At 47.3% G+C, this 25,453-nt stretch carries 24 protein-coding genes and 1 riboswitch; of the genes, 4 read left to right on the forward strand and 20 right to left on the reverse strand.

All coding sequences use genetic code 11. From position 1 onward, the window contains the following. Positions 1-3 precede the first annotated feature (3 nt). Positions 4-94, reverse strand: a riboswitch (TPP riboswitch). Between the two features lie 38 nt (positions 95-132). Genes LRY47_RS03200 through LRY47_RS03215 form a run of 4 tightly spaced genes read right to left on the reverse strand, consistent with a single transcriptional unit; the run spans position 133 to position 4,757 of the window. Beyond that, positions 133-405, reverse strand: a complete 273-nt coding sequence (locus LRY47_RS03200; protein ID WP_295222524.1) for an acylphosphatase — start codon at positions 403-405, stop codon at positions 133-135. Next, positions 402-1,910 (reverse strand): M14/M99 family metallopeptidase, encoded by a 1,509-nt coding sequence (locus LRY47_RS03205; protein WP_295222527.1) that lies wholly within the window; start codon positions 1,908-1,910, stop codon positions 402-404. Before LRY47_RS03205 ends, LRY47_RS03200 begins: the two co-directional genes overlap by 4 nt. After that, positions 1,907-3,430, reverse strand: coding sequence for a L,D-transpeptidase family protein (locus LRY47_RS03210; RefSeq protein WP_295222528.1), 1,524 nt, complete (start codon positions 3,428-3,430; stop codon positions 1,907-1,909). The genes LRY47_RS03205 and LRY47_RS03210 overlap by 4 nt, the downstream gene beginning before the upstream one ends. 4 nt (positions 3,431-3,434) lie before the next feature. Beyond that, positions 3,435-4,757: an RsmB/NOP family class I SAM-dependent RNA methyltransferase gene (locus tag LRY47_RS03215; RefSeq protein ID WP_295222530.1), complete on the reverse strand. Its 1,323-nt coding sequence runs from the start codon at positions 4,755-4,757 to the stop codon at positions 3,435-3,437. 59 nt (positions 4,758-4,816) lie between these two features. Between LRY47_RS03215 and trkA the strand changes: the two genes are divergently transcribed. The 4 genes from trkA to LRY47_RS03235 are packed head-to-tail and all read left to right on the forward strand — an operon-like array spanning position 4,817 to position 11,080. After that, entirely contained in the window at positions 4,817-6,160 is a 1,344-nt protein-coding gene (gene trkA, locus LRY47_RS03220) for a Trk system potassium transporter TrkA (RefSeq protein WP_295222532.1), read from the forward strand. A gap of 3 nt (positions 6,161-6,163) precedes the next feature. Continuing rightward, a complete protein-coding gene (locus tag LRY47_RS03225) occupies positions 6,164-7,615 on the forward strand; it encodes a TrkH family potassium uptake protein (protein WP_295222534.1) in 1,452 nt (483 codons plus the stop codon). Beyond that, entirely contained in the window at positions 7,612-9,831 is a 2,220-nt protein-coding gene (gene hypF, locus LRY47_RS03230) for a carbamoyltransferase HypF (RefSeq protein WP_295222536.1), read from the forward strand. The genes LRY47_RS03225 and hypF overlap by 4 nt, the downstream gene beginning before the upstream one ends. Positions 9,832-9,889: 58 nt before the next feature. Then, positions 9,890-11,080: an HDOD domain-containing protein gene (locus tag LRY47_RS03235; RefSeq protein ID WP_295222538.1), complete on the forward strand. Its 1,191-nt coding sequence runs from the start codon at positions 9,890-9,892 to the stop codon at positions 11,078-11,080. Here the strand turns inward: LRY47_RS03235 and LRY47_RS03240 are convergent. The 16 genes from LRY47_RS03240 to pta all read right to left on the reverse strand — a co-directional run bounded on the left by LRY47_RS03240 (position 11,077) and on the right by pta (position 25,301). Next, on the reverse strand, positions 11,077-11,907 hold the full coding sequence (locus tag LRY47_RS03240) for an ABC transporter permease (protein ID WP_295222540.1): 831 nt from the start codon (positions 11,905-11,907) through the stop codon (positions 11,077-11,079). The two genes, LRY47_RS03235 and LRY47_RS03240, sit on opposite strands and share 4 nt — an antisense overlap. After that, positions 11,894-12,874: an ABC transporter permease gene (locus LRY47_RS03245; RefSeq protein WP_295222542.1), complete on the reverse strand. Its 981-nt coding sequence runs from the start codon at positions 12,872-12,874 to the stop codon at positions 11,894-11,896. Before LRY47_RS03245 ends, LRY47_RS03240 begins: the two co-directional genes overlap by 14 nt. 9 nt (positions 12,875-12,883) lie before the next feature. Further along, the gene (locus LRY47_RS03250; protein ID WP_295222543.1) at positions 12,884-13,015 is read right to left on the reverse strand and encodes a hypothetical protein; all 132 of its coding nucleotides are present in this window, start codon (positions 13,013-13,015) and stop codon (positions 12,884-12,886) included. A 197-nt stretch (positions 13,016-13,212) separates the two neighbouring features. Beyond that, positions 13,213-14,526, reverse strand: coding sequence for a peptide-binding protein (locus LRY47_RS03255; RefSeq protein ID WP_295222545.1), 1,314 nt, complete (start codon positions 14,524-14,526; stop codon positions 13,213-13,215). Between the two features lies 1 nt (position 14,527). After that, positions 14,528-14,845, reverse strand: coding sequence for a preprotein translocase subunit SecG (secG, locus tag LRY47_RS03260; RefSeq protein WP_295222547.1), 318 nt, complete (start codon positions 14,843-14,845; stop codon positions 14,528-14,530). Positions 14,846-14,860: 15 nt separating this feature from the next. Continuing rightward, the gene (gene tpiA, locus LRY47_RS03265) at positions 14,861-15,622 is read right to left on the reverse strand and encodes a triose-phosphate isomerase (protein ID WP_295222549.1); all 762 of its coding nucleotides are present in this window, start codon (positions 15,620-15,622) and stop codon (positions 14,861-14,863) included. A gap of 6 nt (positions 15,623-15,628) precedes the next feature. Next, positions 15,629-15,994 carry a polymer-forming cytoskeletal protein gene (locus tag LRY47_RS03270; protein WP_295222551.1) on the reverse strand — a complete coding sequence of 122 codons (366 nt, stop codon included), beginning with the start codon at positions 15,992-15,994 and terminating at the stop codon, positions 15,629-15,631. Further along, entirely contained in the window at positions 15,991-16,833 is an 843-nt protein-coding gene (locus LRY47_RS03275) for a ParB/RepB/Spo0J family partition protein (protein WP_295222553.1), read from the reverse strand. The genes LRY47_RS03270 and LRY47_RS03275 overlap by 4 nt, the downstream gene beginning before the upstream one ends. Next, positions 16,830-17,594 carry an AAA family ATPase gene (locus tag LRY47_RS03280; protein ID WP_295222555.1) on the reverse strand — a complete coding sequence of 255 codons (765 nt, stop codon included), beginning with the start codon at positions 17,592-17,594 and terminating at the stop codon, positions 16,830-16,832. The genes LRY47_RS03275 and LRY47_RS03280 overlap by 4 nt, the downstream gene beginning before the upstream one ends. Positions 17,595-17,756: 162 nt before the next feature. Further along, positions 17,757-18,572: a metal ABC transporter permease gene (locus LRY47_RS03285; protein ID WP_295222557.1), complete on the reverse strand. Its 816-nt coding sequence runs from the start codon at positions 18,570-18,572 to the stop codon at positions 17,757-17,759. Further along, positions 18,569-19,360 (reverse strand): metal ABC transporter ATP-binding protein, encoded by a 792-nt coding sequence (locus tag LRY47_RS03290; RefSeq protein ID WP_295222559.1) that lies wholly within the window; start codon positions 19,358-19,360, stop codon positions 18,569-18,571. The genes LRY47_RS03285 and LRY47_RS03290 overlap by 4 nt, the downstream gene beginning before the upstream one ends. A 38-nt stretch (positions 19,361-19,398) precedes the next feature. Further along, the gene (locus LRY47_RS03295; protein WP_295222561.1) at positions 19,399-20,166 is read right to left on the reverse strand and encodes an enoyl-ACP reductase; all 768 of its coding nucleotides are present in this window, start codon (positions 20,164-20,166) and stop codon (positions 19,399-19,401) included. A 12-nt stretch (positions 20,167-20,178) separates the two neighbouring features. Further along, the gene (radA, locus tag LRY47_RS03300; RefSeq protein ID WP_295222563.1) at positions 20,179-21,516 is read right to left on the reverse strand and encodes a DNA repair protein RadA; all 1,338 of its coding nucleotides are present in this window, start codon (positions 21,514-21,516) and stop codon (positions 20,179-20,181) included. After that, on the reverse strand, positions 21,517-22,545 hold the full coding sequence (gene ruvB, locus LRY47_RS03305) for a Holliday junction branch migration DNA helicase RuvB (protein WP_295222565.1): 1,029 nt from the start codon (positions 22,543-22,545) through the stop codon (positions 21,517-21,519). Positions 22,546-23,047: 502 nt separating this feature from the next. Next, positions 23,048-24,298 carry an acetate kinase gene (locus LRY47_RS03310; RefSeq protein ID WP_295222567.1) on the reverse strand — a complete coding sequence of 417 codons (1,251 nt, stop codon included), beginning with the start codon at positions 24,296-24,298 and terminating at the stop codon, positions 23,048-23,050. Positions 24,299-24,311: 13 nt separating this feature from the next. Beyond that, positions 24,312-25,301 carry a phosphate acetyltransferase gene (gene pta / locus LRY47_RS03315; protein WP_295222569.1) on the reverse strand — a complete coding sequence of 330 codons (990 nt, stop codon included), beginning with the start codon at positions 25,299-25,301 and terminating at the stop codon, positions 24,312-24,314. Positions 25,302-25,453 lie beyond the last annotated feature (152 nt).

A 25,453-nucleotide genomic window follows, 5' to 3' on the forward strand; every position in this document is an offset into this window, starting at 1 on the left:
AAGCCTTGCTAAATGTCCGTTCCCTACGTCGGCATTACCCGAATCAGGTCTTAGGGGTATATCTCAGCCGCATCGGGCACCCCCACGGTTTTAGAACTATATTACTTTTTACATACGTTCGCAAGAACGATTTTATCTTTCTATGACAAACTCCGTATAGCCGGAATCTCCATGAATCTCCTCGGTTTCAATGCGCTCAACACCTGAAAAGGGCGAACCCTCACGCGCTTCTGAAAGCGCCGCGTCAACAGCCGCTTTCTCACCTGTGATATCAAGCTCGACAGAACCGTCGGGCATGTTCCGCACATAGCCAGTCACGGCAAGGCTTGAAATACGCCTGTGAACAGACGCACGATAGCCCACGCCCTGCACACGTCCGTATACTCTGGCACGGATGCGCATCATTTCATTTTCACCCAGAATTTAGCTGTCTCCTGCCTGTCCTGTGTAACAACAACAGGGTAGAGCATTTTTGCGCTGTCTTCCGCATATTTTTTCATAAATCTTTTGGGCTGGAGGTTGATAACATATCCTCTGTCGTCGCCGTCGTTCACCATGGTGAAGGAGGGAACGTAGCCTTTAAGGTTTATGGGAAGTCCTGTTACCTCACCGTCGAGAGCGAGGGAAACAAGCTCAAGCTTTGTCCCCACAGAGAGATTAAGCGTTTCGCCGTTTGCAACTTTCAAAGGTTTGCCGTTCACTTTTACGTTGAAAACATAGCCTGATACCGGTGCCTGAACAGCAGGTTCAGAGGGTTTTACAGGTTCCGCAACGGGTTCCGCTTTCGGCGCTTCCACCACAGGCTGCACCTTCGGAGCCTTTGCAACAGCAATGCTGATATTTCCTATCTTTATGTTGTCCTTGCGGAACTGGAGAACAGAGTTGTTCTTTATCACAAATTTTGAGTTAAGGTCGTTCAGTGTGCCGTATCCGAGAAGGTCACCTGAAACTCCCCTTTCATAGTTTGATTCTATATGACGAAGTTCAACAACATCCCCTCTGGAGACATAAAGGGTCTCACCCTTGTCAACCTTTTTCGGTTCGTCGTTAACTGCGATTATAGCGTAGTCGAATCTGGGTTTTTCAAGGATTATAGAGGGAACTTCAGGAACGATACCGTATATTTTCATAAATTCGTTAACTGCGTAGTTATGATAAAGCACTTTCATCTCAACACTGGGCAGATTCTTGGAAGATTCTATCCCGTATGCGGGTATGCAGTATTGTCTGACAGCATAATATGTGGCAGTTTTGCGCATATCGCTGAACGGAGTTTTCGGATTTGCCGTATCGGTATTAAAATAGTGAAGGTGGTATCTTTCATCGTCTATTTTGCTGTTAACCGTTTTAAGAACGTCCATGGCATGACTTTTCAGGTCGATGGTCTTTCCGTTCCCGCATTTATACACGTCGGCATCGGTGATAACGGACTGACCGAATCTTTTCGGGTTGCGGTTGCTGTCCACATAGTTCGGATTGTGGTAGCCCCAGCCGTCGTGCAGGTTAAGAAAAACATCTGATTCTTTCATCAGCTTTTTAACGACAGACACAACTTTATCCATTTCAAGCCTTTCCGGTTCATCCAGAAATCTGCGGTTCATGTCGCCGTCGGGTCCTCTGTCGTAAAGAATTACCGATTTGAAATTCGCTCTGGGGATAACTATCAGATTTCCTTTTTCAAGACGCAGGTCGGAATAAAGATCAGCCGAAAGGAACCCGCCCGGCTCGTCACCCTGAATACCGCCCAGGATAAGCATGGTGGGACCGTCCTGTCTTCCGTATATCTTATACACCTGCAGCTCGTAGTCGGTGCCTTTAAAATAGTTCTCAACCTTTGTGTAAGGTCTTGTCTGGGCATACGCGGAAACAACCGTCAGAACAAGTATTATCGCCGTAAAAAGTTTTTTCATTTCGCTCTCCAGTTTTCGGAGACTATACGGAGTCCGCTGTCGCCGTTTTCAAGTATAAGTGTTTTGATACCCGTATCGCTGTATTTGTCGCCAGTGTACTTCTGTACAAATGTAACGACAACAGTGTCCTCTTTACCCATTTCAACTTTGATGTCTTCTATTTCAACAGTTATAGAGGCTATCCTTGCGAATTTGCCGCCCTTGTCTTTTTTCCATGCGTCAAAGCCCATACGTCCGCTTTTGAACTTGTCGGAATAGTATGACATATATCCGTCGATATTTCTGCTTTCCCATGCAGCTTTCCATTCGTGCAGAAGGTTTGCTGTGGTTTCGCGGATATCGGACATATTGTCTTCAAGTATTGTCTCAGGTTCTGTCTGTTCAGTTTCCGGAGCTTTTGTTTCAGGCTCTGCGGGTTTAGTTTTTTCAGGCTCAACCTGTGCGATTATTTTCTCTGAAACAGGTTTTGCAGGTTCTTTTTTGGGTTCAGCTTTAGGTTCTGCTTTGGCAACAGCCACAGGAGCAGGTTTCTTAGGCTGTTCTTTCGGTTTTTCCACCAGTTCCGGCAGAACAGGTTTGCTCTCCTGCGCCTTTGCGGCGAGTTTTACGTTTCCGCCTTTCATCTGTTCAAAGTCTTCCGCAACTATCTTGAGCTGCCCGCCCTCGTTACGGAAATAGAGCGTTTTGCGTCCGAAGACGGTCATATTCGATGCTGAATAATACTGGTCAAACTGTGCGACCACCTCGTCCTTAGACTCGTGGAAGATGCGGAAGTTATCCGCCGCTATCTTCCTGTCGGGGTATGCATTCATAAGATATTTTTTATAATTCAGATACGCATTAAGACTTTTGCCGTCTTTGGAACGAAAGCCTTTGCCGTATGAGTTTTTAAATCTGTCGAAATTATTAGAGCGCCATGCATCTATAAACTCGTTAACAGCTGCCCTTGCAGTGTCGTAAGACTGTCTGTAGGTCTGGGGCGAGCCGAAAAGGGCGTTTCTGGTGATAATGACAGGAGTTCCGGCAGTGAAATACTGCGAAAGTCCGCGTATGTCAGGGTTATCAAGGGCAACACATCCCTTTGTCGCTGGATCCTGTCTGTTATCCTCTTTTCCGTGGAGCCATATGCCGCCACCGGTCTTGCCGTTAAGAGTGTCAAGAAGGTTGGGGTAGCTCAGAGGAAAAGCACCGAATCCGTATATCTTCGCGGTTTCCTTCCCGTACATCTCAATGAGACGCTGACCGGAGATAAAGCTTGTTATTCTGTAAACTCCTTCCGGTGTTTTAAGGTCGCCCCTTGAGGATTTGTCGCCGTTTCCTTTGCCAACAAGCACGTTAACGGTTCTTATTATAGAAACTCCGTCGCCCGTGACACGCACAACGTGAAGTTTTCTTTTGTCTTTTTCAACAATAACCGCAATGAAGCTTTCGCCTCTCTGCGCAGCAACGTTAAGGATTGTGTTTGCCGCAAAGGCATATGACACGGTGAGAAGCAGAAGAATAACCAGAAACTTTTTCATAACCCTACCATTCAATATTTTTTCCATAGAGAAAATAACGATCAAGCTTGTTTTTCAACATACCCTGAACAGGTTTCGACATTCCGATGGGTATATCATAATAGAAAACAGCCCCGCCATGATAATCAGCAGGCATGTCGATGTCAAACCCTTTCAGGTAACGCAGAGCATTATTATAATCGGTTTGCGAGCGAAGTTCTTTCTTTATGCCGTCGGCAAGCTGCCAGAAAGCCTGCGAGGTGAGTTCACCCTCTCTTTTGAACAGCATTATGCCGTTGCTTTTAAAATTTATGCTTCTGTCCATGCGGCTTGTAAGGTATTTTGAACCGCCCTTTTCATATACTTCCGCAAATTCGGGAAATTCGTCAAAGAAGGAGTTTATCTCTTTATCCGGTTTGAAACGTATGAAATTTCCGCCCTCTGAAGGTTCACCCTTTTTGCGGATGGCGGCGATGAAGAATCCGTCGTATTCGTCCAGATGAGGCAAAAAACGGATGACCTTTTCATCCAGCAAGCTGTCACCGCTTATACCTTTCGTATACTGACCTTTGTTTATATCTATGAGCTCACAATCAAAGGATTCAAGCAGGTGTCTGACCACCTCCTCGTTCTCCTCCAAAGCAAACGTACAGGTGGAATAGACCATCACACCGCCTTCTTTCAGCGAAACAAAGGCGGAATCTGCTATCTCCTTCTGAAGTTTTGCCATACGTTCGGTAAGTTCCTGCGTCCACTCAGCATTGACGGTCTTGTTGCGTCCTATCTTGTTCTCGTTGCTGCATGGGGCATCCAGAAGTATGCCGTCGAAAAAGCCGTCGAATACCTTGTGAAGACTGCGTCCGTCCATACTCACCGTGCGGACGGAATAGCTTCCGTATTTTTCTATGTTGAATTGCAACGACTTAAGACGTTTCGGCGACGGTTCGTTTGCTATGATCGCGCACCTGTTTTTCAGGATATCGGCTATGGCACAGGTTTTACCGCCCGGCGCACTGGAAACGTCCAGAATATAGGGGTAATCAGGCATAAGAGATGTGAGCACCCGTGCGGTAAAAACGGAGGATGGGTTCATGATATAAAACCCGCCCGTCTGGAAACCGATGGTCTCCGTAAGCTTTTCCGCGTTCTCCGTCACCTTGTAAACGTAAGGTATCTCTGAAGCCTCCAAGCCTATGTCAATGTTCTTAAGTTCTTCCAGATAATCGGCTTTTCTTGCGGAAGCAAGCCTTATGTGCCTGCTTTTTTCGCGCAGAAGGGTCTCGAAAAACCTTTCGGCATCGTCCCCGAAAACAGTGTTGTATTTGGCAATAAAATCCTTATTCAGCATGGACTAAAGGATAAAACAATTATGTTGAGTTTACAACTGTAATATAGTAGGCTTCTGATATGAAAATAGTGGTTGCAGGTGCAGGAGAGGTCGGTTTTCACATCGCATCCTCCCTTATCAAAGACGGGAAGGATGTTGTTCTGGTGGAAAAAAATCCCGCACGGGCAAAGTACGCCTCTTCACACCTCGATTGCCTGGTTGTCACGGGCGAGGCGACAAATCCCGATGTTCTGAAAGAGGCCGGCATAACCAATGCGGACGCTTTCATCAGCGCAACGGACTATGATGAAGTAAACATGATCACCTGTTTCATAGTGGCAACAGAGTTTGATGTCCCTGTAAAAATTGCCCGTGTGCGCAATGTCAGCTATTCCAAACGCAGGATGCAGGGAAAGGCTCTCGCCGGAGTTGACTACGTCGTTAACCCTGAAATTGAGGCGGCAAAAACCATAGTTTCAACCGTTCAGCACGGCGCAACAAGCGATATCTTCCTTTTTGAGGATCTCAACATACAGCTTCGCGATATCATCGTTGACGAGGACGCTTTCTTCTGCGGAAAAACACTCAAAGATATCAAACGAGATCTTAAAGAAGAATTTCTCATCGCAGGCATAATGCGTGACGACGAAATAGTTATACCCGACGGCGATACCGTCATTCTTGATAAGGACCATATTTATCTTGTCGCATCATCCAGAAGCTTCGTGAGGATGCTGAAAAAAGTCGGGATGCACGGCAAAAAACTTAAATCCATAGTTATTCTCGGCGGCGGCAACATCGGACACCATGTGGCGGAAATGCTTCTGCAACAGGGCAAAAGCATAAAGATAATCGACAAGGATTATGAAATCTGTAAAACGCTTACTGCGGATTTTCCGAACGCTCTGGTACTGAACGCCGATATCTCCGATGAAAGCATTTTTGAGGACGAACAGCTTTTTAACAGCGATGCCATCATCTGTACTACCCACAACGAGGAACTGAACATTCTTGCCGCCATATACGGCAAATCAAAAGGCATAAAACGCGCGGTGGCGCTCGTAAACAAAAGCAATTACATAACCATATCCGATGATCTGGGCATTGACTCCACAGTCAGCCCAAAGGTCAGCTCCGTTAACGCTATCCTGAAATACATCAGGAAGGGCAACATAAAAAGCGTCATGAAGGTTCTGAACGGCATGGCGGAGGTTGCGGAATTTTTCGTTGCCCACGGTTCTGAGGTGACCGAAAGACCGCTCAAGGACATCAAACTTCCGAAGGGGAGCCTCGTTGTCGCAGTCGCGAGAAACAACCGGACTTTTATTCCCGACGGGAACTTTGTCATGCAGTCCGGCGACATAGCGCTGACATTCTCGGCAGGCAACACGGCAGAAACTCTTCAGCCATATTTTTCAGAGTAAGCCATGCACTATAAGGCTATCATAAAGACCATCGCCATTCTGCAGGTGATAATTGCCGCCTTTCACCTTTTATGCGGCGGTCTGGCGGTTTGGTTTCACGAATTCAACGCAACACACAGTTTTTTTATTTCCGGCAGCCTGCTCATCAGCGTGGGAGCGGTGGCACTTTACTTTCTGAAAGATGAAAAACCGAAAAACCTGTCCACAAAGGACGGATTTCTCCTTGTAACGGCGAGCTGGGTAGCCGCCGTTCTGATAGGTGCTCTGCCATACCACATATCCGGCGTCGTGCCGACCTACGCAGATGCGGTTTTTGAAACAATCTCAGGTTTCTCCACAACCGGCGCAACAATAATGACGGATGTTGAAGCTCTGCCGAGATCCATTCTCTTCTGGCGGTCTCTGACACACTGGCTGGGCGGTATGGGTATCGTTGTTCTTGCCGTTGCGGTTCTTCCCCTTTTAGGGATAGGCGGTATGCAACTCATTCAGGCGGAAGCACCAGGACCGACTGTGGACAAACTGACGCCCAGAATAACAGAAACAGCAAAATACCTGTGGTTCATCTATCTGTTTTTCACTGCCGCAGAGGCGACCCTTCTGATGCTCGGCGGAATGAGCCTTTTCGATTCGCTCAATCACACCTTTGCAACAGTTGCAACGGGCGGATTCGGTACAAAAAATACCAGCGTACAACATTATAACTCTGCGTATATAGACTATGTTATAACGGTTTTCATGCTCCTTTCGGGGGTTAATTTCTCGCTTCATTTCCGTTTCATGACGGGAAATCTCAAGCCTCTGTTTTCGGACTCAGAGTTCAAAACATATCTCTCCATAGTCGCCATATCAACTCTGATAATTACATTCTCTCTCACAGGGACAGTTTATAATGATTTTATGACCAGCTTCCGCTATGCGAGCTTTCAGGTGGCAAGCTTTATAACCACCACAGGATTTGCAACGGATGATTATGAAAGATGGCCTGCTGTCGCGCAGATAGTTCTTTTCCTGCTGATGTTCGTCGGCGGGTGTTCCGGCTCCACCGGAGGCGGCATAAAGGTCATCAGGATCATCACACTGCTGAAACAGGGCTTAAACGAAATGAAATACCTTGTGCATCCACGCGCAGTTTTCGCACTGCGCATCAACGGGCAGCCTGTTAAAAAGAATATCGTCTACGCTATCAGCGGTTTCTTTTTTTTATACATTACCACGGCTCTGATCGTTACCGTTATAGTCTCAACCTCCGGTGTGGATATCATCACAGCCTTCACTGCGGCACTGACCACACTGGGAAACATCGGTCCCGGATTCGGACTTATCGGTCCCACTGAAAATTTCGCATTCTTTCCAGAATATGTGAAATGGGTGCTGAGTGCAGCCATGCTGATCGGCAGGCTTGAGATCTATACTGTTATCGTTCTCTTCACACCAATGTTCTGGCGGAAATGAAAACTTTTTTAATATATATCAACGGAATAGTGCAGGGAGTGGGATTTCGCCCGTTCGTGTATAACCTTGCCATGTCAGAAGGCATAAAAGGCTCTGTGGTCAACAGCGGACGCGGGGTTGAGGTGCGCATTAACGCACAGGATATCACCGAGGCGGAAGCGTTTCTCCGCAATATCAAAAGTTTTGCACCACCTCTGGCTCACATAACCGAAAGCTCTGTCGAAGAAACAGCACACACAGATTACGAATCATTCACCATAGAGAAATCCATACACTCAGGCGGTTTGTCCCTTGTTCCGCCGGATACTGCCATATGCCCCAACTGCGCGAAAGAGATAAACGATCCCAAAGACAGGCGGTTTGAGTACCCGTTTACCAACTGCACCGACTGCGGTCCCCGATACACTATCATGCTTGACATGCCTTACGACAGACCCCGCACTGTAATGTCGGAATTTACTATGTGCCCTGAGTGCCAGACGGAGTATGGGAATCCCGCAGACAGACGCTTTCACGCACAGCCCAACGCCTGCCCTGTATGCGGTCCGGAAGTATCATACAGAAGATTAAAAGGCATCGAAGCAATAAAGAAAATTGCGGAACTGATAGACGAAGGCGAACTTGTCGCCGTTAAAGGACTTGGCGGGTACCACCTCATATGTGACGCCACAAACGACGCGCCCATTGAAAAGCTTCGCGAACTGAAAAAGCGACCCGATAAACCTCTCGCTGTGATGGCGTTACCTGACACCATAGAGCAACTGGAAATATCGCAGTCTGAAAAAAATCTGATATTCAGCCAGTCGGCACCCATAGTGGTTCTGGAGTGCGATAACCCAACGCTCAGCCCACTTGTATGCCCCATGTCAAAAGCTGTTGGCTATATGACTGCTTATACTCCTCTGCACATGGTACTTATGAAGCATCTTAAAACTAAATATATCGTTGCTACCAGCGGCAACATGAAAGACGAACCCATTGCAAAGGATGCACATGAGGCGGAAACCGCACTTTCAGCCTTCACAATGCACTTCCTGCACCACAACAGACCCATCCACAACAGATGCGACGATTCGCTGTCGGCTGTCGTAGATGGCTCACCCTACATCATGCGGCGCGCAAGGGGGCTAGCTCCATATCCGGTAATAATGCCTTTGGCATCTGACAGATGCGTTCTCGGAGCAGGCGCGCATCTGAAAAGCAGCATCACCCTTGCAAAAGAAGGCTACGGATTCGTAAGCCAGTACATAGGCGATCTGGACAATCCCGAAACCTGCGCCTTTTATGACGAGACAATAAAAAAGATGGAGTCACTTTACAGACTGACACCGGAAACGGTGATCTGCGACCTTCACCCGAATTATCACAGCACTCAGTATGCGCAAAAACTCGGCATAAACGTCATTCAGGTTCAGCATCACGTCGCCCATATGCTCGCATGCATGGCGGAGAACGGACTTACCGACAACACTCTGGGCATCATAATGGACGGAACCGGACTGGGAACAGACAACACCATATGGGGCGGAGAGTTCTTTGTCATGAAGGATATGAAAATGACCCGCGCCCTGCACCTGCCCTCCGTGCCGCAACCCGGCATGGACGCGGCGGCAAAAAATCCTGCGCGGATGCTGGTCTCATACCTGCACAGCTTTGGTCTCCTTTCAGACAATATTGATATACTCACAGCCAACACCGGACTTTCTGAAAAAGACATACAGTTAATAACCTCCATGACGGATAGAAACATAAACTGCATCCCTACATCCAGTACAGGAAGGTTGTTTGAAAGCATAGGCGCACTTGTAACCAAAACGCCCGTTAACCTTTTCGAGGCTCACACAGCAATGAAGTTTGAAGGATTTTGTAATGATACCGGAAAAACTTACTCTGTGTCATCGCCTGATGAGCTTTTCGGATGTGTAATTGACGACCTGCGCAAAGGCACTGACAGAACCGATATTGCAACAGCTTTTCACAATGGGTTTGCAGAATGGATATTTAAACAGGCTGTCAGACTTTGCAGTGAAAATAACATAACAGATACCGTTATTTCCGGCGGAGTATTCCAGAATATATTTATTGTACGCAGGCTCATAGCACTTTTCAAAAACAGCCCCGTCAAACTGCACACACACTCTAAAGTTCCTCCCAACGACGGGTGTATATCGCTGGGACAGGCGTTCTTTGCAAACTTTCACAGCATGAACATTTAATCTTACAATCTCTTTTCAAATCATAACTAATGTTCTATACTTGGAAAAGAGAGGATATATGACACACCCTGATGTTTCACTTCTGATACTTTGCAACCACAGCCGCGCATGTATGGATGTTAAAGAGGTTCTGGGCAGCCTCAAATTTGACATGACCATCGCTGCCAGCACGGAAGAAGCATATGACCTGCTCACAAAAAAGAACTTTGATATAATCGTTTCTGAATTCGATCTGGACGGCACCGACGGTATAAAATTTCTTCAGTACGCGGCATCAATGAACAGTTTCTCCACACGACTGATAGTCGGCAGCAGCGCTAATGAAGATGTGATCATCAAAGCGATCATAAAAGGCATAGCGTGTGCCTATATAGACTCATCGTCTAACAGACAAATGATATCTGCAAAACTCGCAGATATGGCACGCATACAGACCAGCATGGACAACAGGCGTATCCGCCAGATACAGAACGGCTCCAACACATTCCCTATAGTAATGAGCATCTATGAAGCTCTTATGAACGCCATAAACAATGACCTGCCCATGGGAAAGATAGCTCAGATAGTGTCCGGAGACGTTACACTCACTTCAAAGATACTCCATGTGGCAAACTCCGCCTTTTACGGCAGTTTCGCAGGCACTTCCGTCGAAAAAGCAATTATGTTCATGGGACTTAATACTGTTAAAGATATAGTGCTGATGCATTCGCTCTCGGCAAACCTGAACATGACCGCCGAGCAGAATCAGTATTTTGAAACCACTGTTTTGCACTCGGTAAAAACCAACTATTACCTGAACTGCATCTCTCATATATACAGAGAATGTTCCCTTACCCCTCTGAATAATTCCGTTGGGATAATCCACGACATAGGCAAAATAATACAGCTTGTTTTCTTCCCGCTGGAGTTTCGCTCAATCGCAGAATTCAGAGAGGAACACCCAGCCACAGACTATTTTACCTGTGAACTTGAATCGGGAAATTTTTCAGTGAATCATGCGGAAGTCGGGGCATATTTCCTTAAAATGTGGAATTTCAACCAGTATGCTGTGGAATCAGCTCTGTTCCACCATACGCCGGAACTTTCGTCTTCAAACACAAAGGCATGTGTTGAGGCTCTTTATCTGGCAAACACATTGTCGGATATCCGTGACGGATATAATCTGTCGCTGGAAGAAGCTGTGGAAAGATGTGTAATTGTTAAAGCAGACCCGAAAGTGCTTATGGCAATAGAACCGCCGGAACATTAGTTCTTAGGATCAAGAACATCCCTCAGACCTTCACCCAGAAGGTTATAACCCAGAACAGTTATGAATATGGCAAGACCCGGAAACATCGAAAGCCACCATGCAAACATGATGTTGTCCTTTCCTGCCGTCAGAATATTCCCCCACGAAGGGGTGGGCGGCTGAACACCCAGACCAAGAAAGCTGAGTGAACTTTCGGTGAGAATAGCTCCCGCAATGCCAAGTGTTGCGGTTACGAATATAGGCGTCATGACGTTGGGCAGTATATGCTTAAACATTATTATGTTTGTGGAAAGCCCCTGCACCTGCGCTGCGGTTATATAATCGCGGGTTTTGACACTCATAACCTCTGCACGCACCAGACGCGTTACACCCATCCAGCCTGTGAGACCGATAACAGCCATAACATTAAACACAGAGGGGTTCAGGAAAGCTATCACAGCAAGAATCAGGAAAAACGCAGGAAAACAGAGCATTATATCGACGATGCGCATGATGATAATATCTGTCCAGCCGCCGAAATAACCTGCCACAAGTCCGAGGATAACACCTATCAACAAAGATATCCCAACCGCAACAAAACCCACGAAAAGCGAGATGCGGCTGCCGTAAACTATACGGCTGAAAACATCCCTGCCAAGTTCGTCAGTTCCGAAAAAATTCTGTGCAGACGGAGCCGCGAATATATTGTTAAGATTTATAGCTGTCGGGTCATGCGTAGCTATGAACGGCGCAAAAATGGCAACGACAATGAAGAACAGTACTACAGTAAGCCCCGAATATAACAGATAGCTCCCTTTGACCTTGCTCAGCAGTCTATTTTTTGCCATATCGTATCCTCGGATCCACCAGACCGTAGCAGATATCTGCTATCAGATTTCCGATAAGCGTAAGCACCGCACCCATCACAAGTATACCCATGACGACAGGGTAGTCGCGCATCATAACAGCCTGATAAAAGAGCTGACCCATTCCGGCTATGCCGAATATTGATTCAAAGATAACGCTGCCCCCGATAAGACCCGGTACGGAAAGTCCCAGAATTGTGACAACCGGAAGCATGGCGTTTTTAAGGGCATGTTTGAAAACGACTTTGTTCTCTGAAAGTCCGCGCGCTCTTGCGCTGGTGATGTAGTCCTCGCCCAGAACCTCAAGCATGGAGTTTCTGGCAAATCTGCTAAGTCCCGCAAGTCCTCCGAAAACTGACAGAAGAACCGGAAGAAACGAGTGCCACGCAAGATCCCGGATTTTACCGGCAACAGAAAGCTGATCGAAATTATATGATGTAAGACCGGATATAGGAAGCCAGCCCTTGATAACGCCGAAATAATACATACAGAGAAGCGCCAGCCAGAAAGTCGGCACAGCGAAACCTATGAAAACAAATACGGTGACGCTCTTGTCAAAAATACTGTTCTGTCGGTATGCCGACCAGACACCCAGCGGCAACGCGATGAGAAAGATGAGAACCATACCGGCAACGTTCAGGTATATAGTGACAGGCATACGTTCCAGAATTTTTTCTGTGACACTCTTGCCGTCCTGACTGAAAGACTCGCCGAAATCAAGCACTGCGACGCGTTTCAGCCACATGACATACTGTTCCGGCAGTGGTTTGTCCAGTCCGTACATCTTTTCAAACTTTTGATATGCCGTTTCCGAGAACTTCGGATTCATGGACGCAAGAAACTGCGCGGGGTCACCCGGAGCAAGATGAATCACAAAAAAGCAGATGAGCGTGATTCCGAAGAGCAGGGGAATCATCCCTGCCAGTCTTGCGGCTATGTATCTGAGCATTTGCAACTCTTATTTCTGGAAGCTGTATTTCTGCTTGTCCTTGTCAACCCACCAGTCTTCCTGATTGTATCCGATGCCTGCGGGCGCTGGCTTAACTTCGTTGAAGCGTTTGCTTATCGCAACCAGAGCGTTGGGCACCATGATAAAAGTATAGGGCTGGTCTTCTGCCAGAATCTCCTGAGCTTTGAAATAATACTCTTTACGTTTTTCCGGATCAAACTCTTTGCGCCCTTCAATGAGCAGTTTGTCCAGTTCTTTATTTTTGTAACAGATAAAGTTGAGCTTCTGTCCACCGCAGTTGCCGGAATACCAGACATCATAGAGGTCTGGGTCGTTTGTTATGTTCCAGCGAGAACAACAGCATCATATTTCTGTTTGTTGATATACTCATTTATAAATGTTGCCCATTCAAGAACCCGGATGTCGACCTTAACGCCTATTTTCTCCCAGCTTTTCTGCAAAACTTCGCAGATGCTGGTTCTCACCGAATTGCCCTGATTTGTTATCAGTTCAAATTTCAGCGGTTTACCGTCTTTTTCAACGATACCGTCGCCGTTAGTGTCTTTGTACCCCGCTTCCGCAAGGAGCTTTTTCGCCTGATCTATGTTGTAATCGTATCTTTTAACGTTGGGATTATACCAGATAGTTCCCGGTTTATAGGGTCCCGTAGCTTCAACGCCCAGACCGAACTGGAGACCATTTATGATATCCTTTTTCGGTGTTGCATATGAAAGAGCCTGACGGACGCGTTTGTCCTGGAACATAGGTTTGTTCTGGTTATAACCAACATATTCATAGCTTGACGCCAGATACATGTGTTTGTTGTACTGGTTTTTGAATCTGGGGTTGCTGTCAGTCTGTTTTGACCATTGAAGAGGAGAAAGCGATATAAGATCTATCGAACCGTTCAGAAGTTCAAGGAAAGTTGTCGCGGTGTCGGGGATGATACGGAAAATATATCTGTCGATATATGGTCTACCGAGGAAATAGTCGTCGTTTGCCACAAGCGTGATGGAGTCGCCCGCCTTCCACTCAAGGAATTTATAGGGACCCGTACCAACAGGGTTTCTCAGCAGAGGGGATTTTTTAACATCCTGACCCTGCAAGAGGTGCTTAGGAAGCATAGGCATTCCCCAGCTTATGAGCGCCGGGGCGAAAGGTTCATCGTATGAAACCTTTACAGTGTACTTGTCAATGACCTCAAATTTACTGACAAGTCTGAAGTCAGCATCGTAAGAGGTAGGGGTTTTGTCGTCTATCATGAATTTGTAGGTAAACTCAACGTCGTCGGCTGTAAAAGGCTTGCCGTCGTGCCACCTGACATCGTGGTTCAGATGAAAAATGATGCCTTTGCCGTCGTCAACTATCTCCCAGCTGTCAGCCAGGTCACCCACAATATTCAGGTTCTTGTCATACTTAACCAGACCGTTGTATATCTTGTCTGCAACGTCGTGTGAAGCTGAGTCCGAGGTTATATTGTATATAAGCCCCGAAGCGTCTCCGAGCATTGAAACAACAACAGCATCACCGTAAACAGCATTGGGGATATCGCGCTTACGGGAAACTTCCGGCTCAGAGCCGCTGTCCGATTTTTTCTGTCCGCATCCGAAAACGGAAAGGACAAGCAGTACGGCAAGAAACTTTTTAATCACGTTATTTAGACTCCATTGGAACAACAGGTTTTTTGTTTTCGGCCGGTGCCTGCTGACCTGCGGGATTGCTCTGCATAATGCTGCTGGTTGTTTTCTGTGTTGAAAGAACAGCCAGAGTGAGCGAAGTTATCATGAAAACAATGGCGATAACAGTTGTGACCTTGTTCATTATGTTAACCGGAGCGCCGGGGCCGAAAACGTCGCCCGCACCGCCGCCGAATGCAGAACCAAGGGAAGAGCCTTTACCGGACTGAATAAGTACGGCAAGGATAAGCAGGAAGCAGATAACAATATGGATCGCAAGAATTACAGTGTACATTAAATGATCTCCAGGTTATTTGTAAAAATTGATTATTTTTATAAAGTCCTCGGCAACAAGGCTGGCTCCGCCAACCAATGCGCCGTCAACATTCTCTCTGAGCATCAGCGCGCCTATGTTATCGGGTTTAACGCTTCCGCCGTAAAGTATGCGAATCTTGTTCGCAACCACAGGACCGTATATTTTCGACAGGAACTTTCTGATGGCAACATGCATCTCTTCCGCATCAGCAGGAGTAGCTGTTTCGCCTGTTCCTATCGCCCAGACCGGCTCGTATGCAATAGTGATATTGTTTACCCGGTCAACGCCAACGCCGCGAAGCCCCATACCAAGCTGATAAAGAACCCTGTCTATATGAACTCCCGCCTCTCTTTCTGCGAGCAGTTCGCCGACGCAGAGAATAACGTGGAGTTTGCATCTAAGAGCAAGACGCACCTTTTCGTTGATAAGTTCATCGGTTTCTCCGAAAATTGTCCTTCTTTCGGAATGTCCGATGATAACGGTATCGGCTCCGGCAGTAAGAAGCATGTCGGCGTTCACTTCTCCTGTGAAGGCTCCCTTCTCATGCTGTGATACGTTCTGTCCTGCAACGGATATCGGCACACCCATATCTCTTATTGTTTTTGCCACTGTCGAAAGACTGCAAAAATCCGGCGCAACACCGACGTCAACCATTCCGTAGTCCAGTTTTACAGAAAGCAGTGAACGGACAAGGTCATCGGAATGCTTCACATCAAGGTTCATTTTCCAGTTGCCGTAAATAAGGGGTTTTCTCATGGGGAATTACTCCTCTTCTATGGTCACGCTTCTATCATTGCCCATCTGACAGCTCCCGTTGAAAACGACTCCCTCTTCAACCTTGAAAACCGGTGTGATTATCTTTCCTGTCACATAAGCGGGTTTATAAAGCTCAACCTTTGTTTTTGCAGTTATAACGCCGTCAAAGCGTCCCGAAATTTTGATATCCCCCGCTTCAATCTCCGCCTTAACATTGCCGGAGTTTGCAATAACCAGAGTGTCCTCTGTTTTTATATTCCCTTCAAAGTTTCCGTCTATTCTGACGAGTCCGTCGAATATAAGGGTTCCCTGAAACGTCGTGTTTTTACCGAGAAATGCGTCTATTCCGCCTGTGTCTTTTCCCTTTATCAACTTAATTCCCCTCTGATGGTCTTGATTATCCTGTCAAGCTCATCATTGTTGGTATATTTTATTTCGATGGTTCCGCCGTCTTTTCTGGACTTTATCTCAACCTGAGTTTTGAAGAACTCTTCCATCTCGCTTTTCAGGCTTAAAAGGAAAACGTTCTCACCCTTTTCAACCGTCTCCGGTTCCGGCTTTTCTTTTTTAGAGGCAAGCTTTTCCGCTTCACGGACAGAAAGGTTATTTTCTATTATTTTAATGAGTATTTCAACAGCCTTTTTCTCGTCCAGCCCAATGAGGCACCTTGCGTGCCCCTCTGTAATCTGTTTAAGCTCAAGCGCTTCTATAACGCGGACGGGCAGACCCAGAAGACGGATTGTGTTCGCAACGGCGGAGCGGCTTTTACCGACAACGTCCGCCACGTCCTCCTGACGATATCCGTGGGTATCCATAAGGTTTTTATAAGCTCTTGCAAGTTCCAGCGCGCCAAGGTCTTCCCTCTGGATATTCTCTATGAGGGCAAGTTCCATCTGCTCGGATTCCCTTGTTATCTCACGGACAACAGCGGGAACTTTGCGCAGTCCTGCCAATCCTGCCGCACGCCAGCGTCTTTCACCGGCGATTATAACATAGCCCTCTTCTGTATTTGCCAAAACAATAGGCTGAATGATACCGTTTCTGCGGATGGATTCCGTAAGCTCCGCGAGAGCCGCCTCGTCAAAAACCTTTCTGGGCTGGTCGGGGTTGGGGTAGATATCTGTTATATCTATCTCGCTGACCATGGCTCTGGGCTTGTCAGCTTTAGGGATCAGCGATTCAAGTCCTTTACCCAGTGAGGTTTTTTTCATGACATCCTCTCCAGCATCTCTTTTGCGAGTTCAATATAGCTCGCGGCACCTTTTGATTTAAGGTCATATTCTATTATAGACTGACCGAAGCTGGGCGCCTCGGCAAGTTTTACGTTTCTCGGAATTATGGTTTTGAAAAGACTTTCGCTGAAATACTCCTCCACCTGTTTCTGAACTTCTTTTGAAAGATTATTTCCGGGGTTGTGCATGGTGAGCAGGATACCCTCCATCTCAAGTTCTTCGTTGAGGCTTTCCCGTATCAGCCCGATGGTGTTCAGAAGCTGACCAAGCCCCTCCATTGCGTAATATTCGCATTGAAGCGGTATCAGCACGGAGTTTGCTGCCGTAAGGGAATTCACTGTGAGAAGTCCCAGAGAAGGCGGGCAATCGATTATCACCAGAGTATATTCGTCAGAAACCTTAGCCAGCGCCTTTTTGAGTTTTGTCTCTCTGGATATCTCCGTGACAAGCTCAATTTCGGCCGCGGAAAGATTTATGTTCCCCGGTATTATGTCCAGATTCTCCACGCTTGTGTGGATTATTGAATCTTTTGTTTCGGCTCTGCCTATAAGCACATCATAGATGGAAGGCTGACCCTCTTCGAGGGACACACCGAGACCGCTTGTGGCGTTCCCCTGAGGGTCCATATCCACAACAAGCACTTTTGCCTCGGCAAATGCAAGCGCCGAACTTAAGTTTATCGCGGTGGTTGTTTTGCCAACACCGCCTTTTTGATTTGCAATAGCGATAATTTTTCCCATTAGTCTCACAGCCTAATAAATTACAGTATAAAAATCAAGACAGTTTATTATCAACAGCTTCTCAGTATACATCATGCGGAGTAAACTTAAAATCGAATTTTTGATACGGTGAATAAAACAAACTCTATTTAACACAGTCGTTTATTATAAGGTGCATAAAAATCAGGAGCGAAGCACAGCCCTGATCTTTTCATATATTATGAAAAGAAAAAAACATACGGATGAAACAGCTATTATGCTGGCACCAGATGTGAGATTGAATACATAGGCGCAGTATAGCCCTGCAAGAGTGAAAACCAGAGACAGTATACTTGAAAGTATCATCATGCCCTTCAGCGAACTTACCTTCTTCTCCGCGATATAAGGCGGGATGGTGAGCATCGCTATCACCAGAATAAGCCCCACAACCCTTATCAGAAGCACAACAGCCAGAGCGGACATAACCAGCAGAACAGTATAGATGATACCCGAACGGACGCCCATGCTTGTGGCATATTCCATATCGAAACTGACCGCATGTATCTGACGGAAATAGAGAAGTACATATGCGATGATGAATACGTCGAGTACGCCCATGTAAATGAGATCCAAATCAGGCACCGCAAGGATGCTCCCGAAAAGATAGCTCATCAGATCGACGCCGTATCCGGGTGTCAGGTCAGCCAGAATTATACCGAACGCCATGCCGCATGCCCACATAACACCGATTACGGTATCGGAACGGTTCTTGTCCTTAAGAGTGATAAGCGCCATTATCACAGCGGCAACAACTGCAAATATTCCTGCACCGAGAAGAGGGGATATACCCAGAAAGAACGCCAGACCTATGCCGCCGTATGCCGTGTGAGCTATACCGCCAGAAATAAAAACTATACGGTTAACGACAACCAGCGTGCCGATTATCCCGCACGCTATTGAAGCAAGTACGCCCGCCCAGATAGCATTCTGTATGAATCCGTATGAAAGTATGTCGGTCATTTATGCTCCATGAGAACCCTGTGGGGATGTCCGTGCGCCACCAGCTCGACAGGACACTGAGCGTCCGCACCGTATGACATCTGCATCATCTCTTCCGTAACCTCCGCCTCGTCATGCTTGTGCAGGGTTGTGCTGACACACGCGACGGACGTTGCGAATTTAGGTATTATGGTAAGGTCGTGGCTGACAACCACGATGGTCATTTTCTCGTTAAGTTTGGCAAGTATGTCGTATATGCGGGTCTGTCCCTCCATATCGACGTTTGAAGCCGGTTCGTCCAGAAATATAAGTTCCGGTTCGCCGGCAAGTGCGCGCGCCATAAGAACACGCTGACGCTGACCGCCGGAAAGGTCGTCCATCCGGTTTTTCGCCACATTGCTTATCTGGAGTTCATCCAGTACCATGCGGACGTAATCTCTGTCGCTCTTTTTTGTGAAGCCGCCTTTGGAAAGCATCCTGCCCATAAGCGCAGCGTCTTCGACGGTTATCGGAAATCCGCCGCCTGATGTAACATTCTGCGGAACATATCCGACCCTGCTCACTGTTCCTGGCTTCTGCCCCAGAACTTTTATATCGCCCGACTGCGGTTTGAGTATCCCAAGCAGTATCTTCAGAAGCGTACTTTTACCGCCTCCGTTGGGTCCTATAACAGCAAGGAATTCGCCTTTTTTTATGTCGAATGTGATATCGCGCAAAACTTCACTGGAACCGTAGGAAAAATTCAGATTTTTGACGCTGACAGCGTTTTCGGTTTCCGACATTGTGCCGCCTGAATGAAAAGAGGGCATCAAAGATGCCCCCTTAAAATCTTATATTAAAGCTAAATTTAAAGACCCATTATGTTGTAGCCGTTGTCAACGTATATAACCTCACCCGTTACAGCGGATGAAAGGCTGCTGGCAAGATAAACGGCTGTTCTGCCCACGTCCTCCTGTGTGCAGTTGTCGTGCAGGGGTGCGTGTTCCGCTATGTGGTTGAATATCTTTTTGAAATCGGATATTCCGGCAGCGGCGAGGGTTTTTATAGGTCCCGCAGAGATAGCGTTAACGCGTATCTTGTTCACCCCCAGGTCTGCTGCAAGATAGCGTGTTGACGCCTCAAGCGCAGCCTTGGCAACACCCATAACGTTATAGTTCTGAATAACTCTTTCCGCACCGAGGTACGACATACAGATAATGCTACCGCCTTCGTTCATAAGAGGTTCTGCATATTTTGCAATTGCGGGCAGCGAATAAACGCTGATGTCCATTGCCATTGCAAAGTCGGCTCTTTTTGTGTCAACGTAGCGGTCTTTCAGAGCGTCGCCGGGTGCATACGCAACCGAGTGAACGAGTATATCGAATTTGCCCCATTTTTCCTTAACAATGTTGAAGCAAGCTTCTATCTCTTCATCCTTCGTAACGTCGCAGGGAACAAGAAACTTCCCTCCGAGTTCTTCGGAAACCTTTGCCACTCTGCTTTCCAGTTTTTCGCCTGCATAGCTGAACGCAACTTCTGCGCCCTGCTCAATGAAATTTCTGGCGATGGCATAGGCGATGCTTTTATTATTCGCAACACCGAAGACCAATGCCTTTTTACCGTCGAGAAGTCCCATACAATCTCCTTGTTAAAACATATCAAGAAAGCCTGATATATCCCTAGTTAAAACGATTTCTATTTTTTTGTCAAACTCGACTTTTTCCGGGAGATAAAATTTTCTCACTCCCATCTTATAACACTCGGCTATACGGCTCTTCATATTGGATACCGGACGCACTGTCCCGGTTAGCCCGACCTCGCCTATGAAGGTGGTTTCAGGCGATATAGCCTGTTCCCTGTATGAAGAAACTATGGCGGCGCACAGCGCAAGGTCAGCGCTTGTCTCCGTTATCTTCATGCCGCCGGCGACATTTATATATACGTCGCTTCCTGCAAGATTAAGTCCGCCTTTCTTATCCAGAACCGCCAGCAGCATGTTCATACGGTTCACGTCTATGCCCATGGCGTTGCGTTTGGGAAACTGATAAAAGGTCGGCGCAACAAGTGCCTGCACTTCGACCAGAAAAGCCCTTGTGCCCTCTATCACGGGAACGTTGACCCTGCCGGAAACGCTTCTGTCCGCATCATCCGCAAAGCTGTAGTTTTTAAGCTCTATCAGCCCCTTGTCACTCATCTCAAAGATGCCGACCTCATCCGTTGGACCGAAACGGTTCTTCACCGAGCGCAGGATGCGAAGCCCGCGGCTGTAGTCCCCTTCAAAGTAAAGCACTGTATCGACAAGGTGTTCCAAGAGTTTCGGACCGGCTATATAGCCGTCCTTTGTGACCTGCCCGACGATAAGAACCGTTATGGCACGGCTCTTTGCCACTTCAACAAGTCTATAGGTAACGTGCCGTACCTGCCCGACAGTTCCCGCCGCCGAATTAAGCTCGGCGGATGCAACCGTCTGTATCGAGTCCAGCACAACATAGTCAAATCTTTCAGAGTCCAGCGCCGAAAGCACGTCCTCAAGACTGTTGGTGGGCAGTATACTTATATCCGCAGTGCCGATGCCAAGTCTTTCCGCTCTCAGCTTTATCTGTGCCGCCGATTCCTCTCCGGAAACGTACAGCACTTTTCTGCTGCCCACCGACAGAATACCTGCCGATTGAAGCATTATCGTAGATTTACCGATGCCCGGTTCACCGCCAACAAGTATGACGGAACCCTTTACAAGTCCGCCGCCCAGCACCTGATCCAATTCACCTATGCCGGTGTGCGTGCGCTCAGTCTCAAGTCCGCGGACGTCTCTGAGATTGACCGCAGAGACATAAGGTTCATGCGATTTTTTACCTGCAGGAGCAGACGGTTCCTCAATCTCTTCAACGAAGCTGCTCCAGCTTGAACATTCGGGGCATTTGCCTATCCAGCCCGGCGAAACATATCCGCAGTTCTGGCACACATAGCGGCTTTTCTTTTTCGCCATCTATTCGTTCTCATCCAGAAAATCCGCAACCGTTACACGGTTGGGGGCTGTGAGTCTCAGATGCTCATAAGCCATGGCAGTCGCCATGCGACCTCTGGGAGTTTTCTTGATAAATCCTCTGTATATCAGATATGGTTCTATAACATCCTCAATAGTGTCCCGCTCTTCGCTCAACGTAGCTGCCAGAGTATCCACACCGACGGGACCGCCGTCATATTTCTCGATTATCGAGAGCAAAAGCGCACGATCTGAATTATCCAGCCCTTCACGGTCTATCTCAAGCCTTGAAAGACCTTCTCTTGCTATGTCCAGAGAAACGAACCCGTTGTTAAGCACATCCGCAAAGTCTCTGATACGCCTCAGTATTCTATGGGCTATACGCGGGGTGCCGCGGCTTCTGGAAGCTATCTCTTTTGCGGCGGCGTCCTCAATTTTTGTTTCAAGTATACCAGCTCCGCGCAGTATTATACTTGTGAGTTCATCTATACCGTAGAATTCGAGTTTAAGAATCATCCCGAACCTGTCCCGAAGAGGGGAAGTCAGAAGTCCCGCGCGGGTTGTGGCTCCCACAAGGGTAAAGGGCGGCAGGTCTATTTTTACGGTTCTTGCCGCAGGTCCCTGACCTATGAGGATATCGAGTTTATAGTCCTCCATTGCGGGATACAGTATCTCTTCCACGTTTGAGTGGAGTCTGTGTATCTCGTCGATGAACAGAACATCACCCTCCTGAAGGTTTGTTAGCAAAGCCGCAAGGTCTCCCGCACGTTCGATTACGGGACCGCTGGTGGAGTTTATATTTACACCCATTTCATGGGCTATGATGTTTGCAAGGGTGGTCTTTCCAAGCCCGGGAGGACCGTGGAAAAGACAGTGATCAAGGCTCTGTCCGCGCTGTTTCGCCGCCTGAACAAAGACCTTCAGATTCTCCTTAACCTTTGACTGACCGACATAATCGTCAAACCCGCCGGGTCTGATGTTCTGTGTCTGAAAGTCCTCCGGCTGTTTTTCTTTGGAAAAGATGTCTTCCATCCGTCCGCCTGTAGATGATTTAATAGATGTACTACAATAGCATTTTTACAGATAATTGCAAGGATTGGGAATAAAATGACGGTGCGGGGGGCTGCCCGCACCGTCCCAAGAGGTGGCATTCATGTTATGCCTTTTTAACGGGTGGTTTTGAGGATTAAAAGGGTGTCACCTTTTATCTAGCAGCTCTGAAATTTATAATAGGACTGTTTTTGTATTTTTAAAGAGGAAATTTCGATAATTGCAGATTTTTTTAGCAACAAGAAAAAAACACAAACTACTTTGCCATCACAAAGAAGGAAGGGAGAAAGGCGCGTCTAAAAAACTTTCTGCTTAAATGCAAGCAGAACAAGGAAGGCTTTGCCGAGAGGGCTGTGAGCATACGGATTTGTATGTGAGCAGTTCCGAGGAAAAACTGACGCAGTTATGCGAAGCAGATAAGCGGAAATAAAGCAAATCAACCCCGACCCTCCTTTGCTAAAGGAGGGAGGGGAAAGAAGTAATATTACTTTAAAAAGGAGTAGGGATACTCTGTGTGGTCTTTATAGGTACCCTCAAGGATCGCAACAACATCCTCCACAAACACCAGTTCTTCGTTTGTTGGGATAACAAAAACCTTTACTCTTGAATCGGGGGTTGAAATCTCCGTTTCGCCGTGTTTTGCAAAAGTTTTGAGGTTCTTCTCTTTATCCACGATGATTCCCATCGGCTCCAGGTTTTCAATAGCCATCTGGCGGATAACCCCTGCATTCTCACCGACGCCGGCAGTGAACACTATCGCGTCCACTCTGCCAAGCACGGCATAATATGCGCCTATATATTTGCGCAGTCTGTATGCCTCAACCTCAAGGGAGAGAGTACAGCGATGTTTATAGTCGTCGTCTTCACAACCGATAACATCACGTCTGTCAGTGAACCTGCCTGTCATGCCGAGAACGCCGGATTTTTTGTTAAGCAGGTTGTCCATAGCCTTAGCGTCTATGTTCAGCTTCTGCATCATGAAAAGCGGAACGGCGGGGTCAACGTCGCCGCACCTTGTACCCATCACAGCACCTTCCAGAGGTGTCATACCCATGGAGGTGTCAACACTGATGCCGTTTTTGATAGCCGTGTGGGAAACACCGTTGCCTATGTGCATGGTGATGATGTTGCACTCTTTCGCAGGTTTTCCAAGGAGCGAAGCCGCACGTTTTGAAACGTAGAGGTGGCTGGTTCCGTGGAAACCGTATCTGCGAACTCCGTAATTCTCGTACCATTCGTACGGAACGGGATATGTGTATGCATAGTCAGGCATTGTTTGGTGGAATGCCGTGTCGAATATCGCAACGTGAGGAACGTTGGGCATAACCTTCTGCGCGGCGCGGATACCTGCAAGGTTGGGCGGGTTGTGCAGCGGCGCAAGGTGTGCAACGTCTTCTATTGTTTTAAGAACTTCTTCATTTATAAGTACGCTTCTGGCAAAAACTTCACCCCCGTGGACAACTCTGTGTCCCACGGCGGATATCTGCTCCATACTGTCGATAACGGCAGTGCTGCCTCTGGAGAGTGTTTTAATAATAAGACCGATTGCCGCGGAGTGGTCGTGGCACTCATATTCCTCGCGCACGGTATCCTTTCCCGGAACCTCATGCACGATGAACGAGTCACCGATACCTATTCTTTCAACCAGACCCTTTGCTACAACCTGTTTGTTGGTCCAGTCGTAAAGCTGGTATTTAACCGATGAACTGCCGCAGTTAAGAGCGAGAATATCCATCTAAATAAACCCCCTAGTCAGCCTGAACGGCGGTTATTGCCGCCACATTGACAATGTCCATGTATTTACATCCTCTGGAGAGGTCGTTAACCGGTTTTGCAAGTCCCTGTATAACGGGTCCGATAGCCTCTGCGCCCGCTATCCTTTCTACAAGTTTATACCCTATATTTCCTGCGTCAAGTGTCGGGAACACAAGAACATTCGCAGAACCCGCAACGTCGCTTCCGGGAGCCTTCTTTGCACCCACCGCAGCAAGCAGAGCCGCATCCGCCTGAAGTTCGCCGTCAATTTTAAGTTCAGGGGCAATTGACTTCGCTATTTTTGTAGCCTCGATAACCTTTTCTGTTTCGGGACTTTTTGCGCTCCCCTTCGTTGAGAAAGAGAGCATCGCCACTTTCGGCTCAACCTCAAGAAAAGCCTTGCAGCTGTCCGCCGTCGCCACAGCTATCTCTGCAAGAGTTTGCGCATCGGGATTCGGAATGACTGCGCAGTCGGCAAAAAGAACTGCTCCGTCCTTGCCGAACTCTGTTTTTGGTGTCACCATAATAAAACAGCTTGATACTGTTTTCATACCTTTTTTTGTGCCTATCACGCGGATGGCGGCACGAAGCACGTCTCCTGTGGTGTGGCAGGCACCTGTAACAGCTCCGTGGGCAATTCCCTTCTGCACAAGCATGGAACCGAAATAGTTCACATCCTTCATGCTTGCCTGAGCCTCTTCAAGCGTCATACCCTTAGATTTTCTGCTTTCATAGTATGTATTTACAAAGTCTTCTAAATATTCACTGGTTTCGGGGTCTATTATTCTGCAGCGGACTTCATAGCCTTTTGATTTGAAAAGCTCTCTGACAGCGTCCTCTTTGCCGAGAACGATAACATTTGCCAAACCGTTCTCCGCTATGGCGTTTGCCGCATCTATGGTACGTTCATCCCAGCCTTCGGGCAGGACGATGGTTTTGTTCCGCTCCTTTGCAATATCCCAAAACTTCTGCATCAGTGACATAAAGACCTCCGAATAGACCAAAATGATACTATGTTTTACATTACATTATAAAAAACTTCAATGCAAAATTTCGGATAAGCTATAACACCTTCACAACTATTTTTTATGATAGATTTTTGCAGATAATAATGAAGAATCAATAGTTAAATTCT

This window comes from Seleniivibrio sp., assembly GCF_021209385.1.
Taxonomy (GTDB): Bacteria; Chrysiogenota; Deferribacteres; order Deferribacterales; family Geovibrionaceae; genus Seleniivibrio.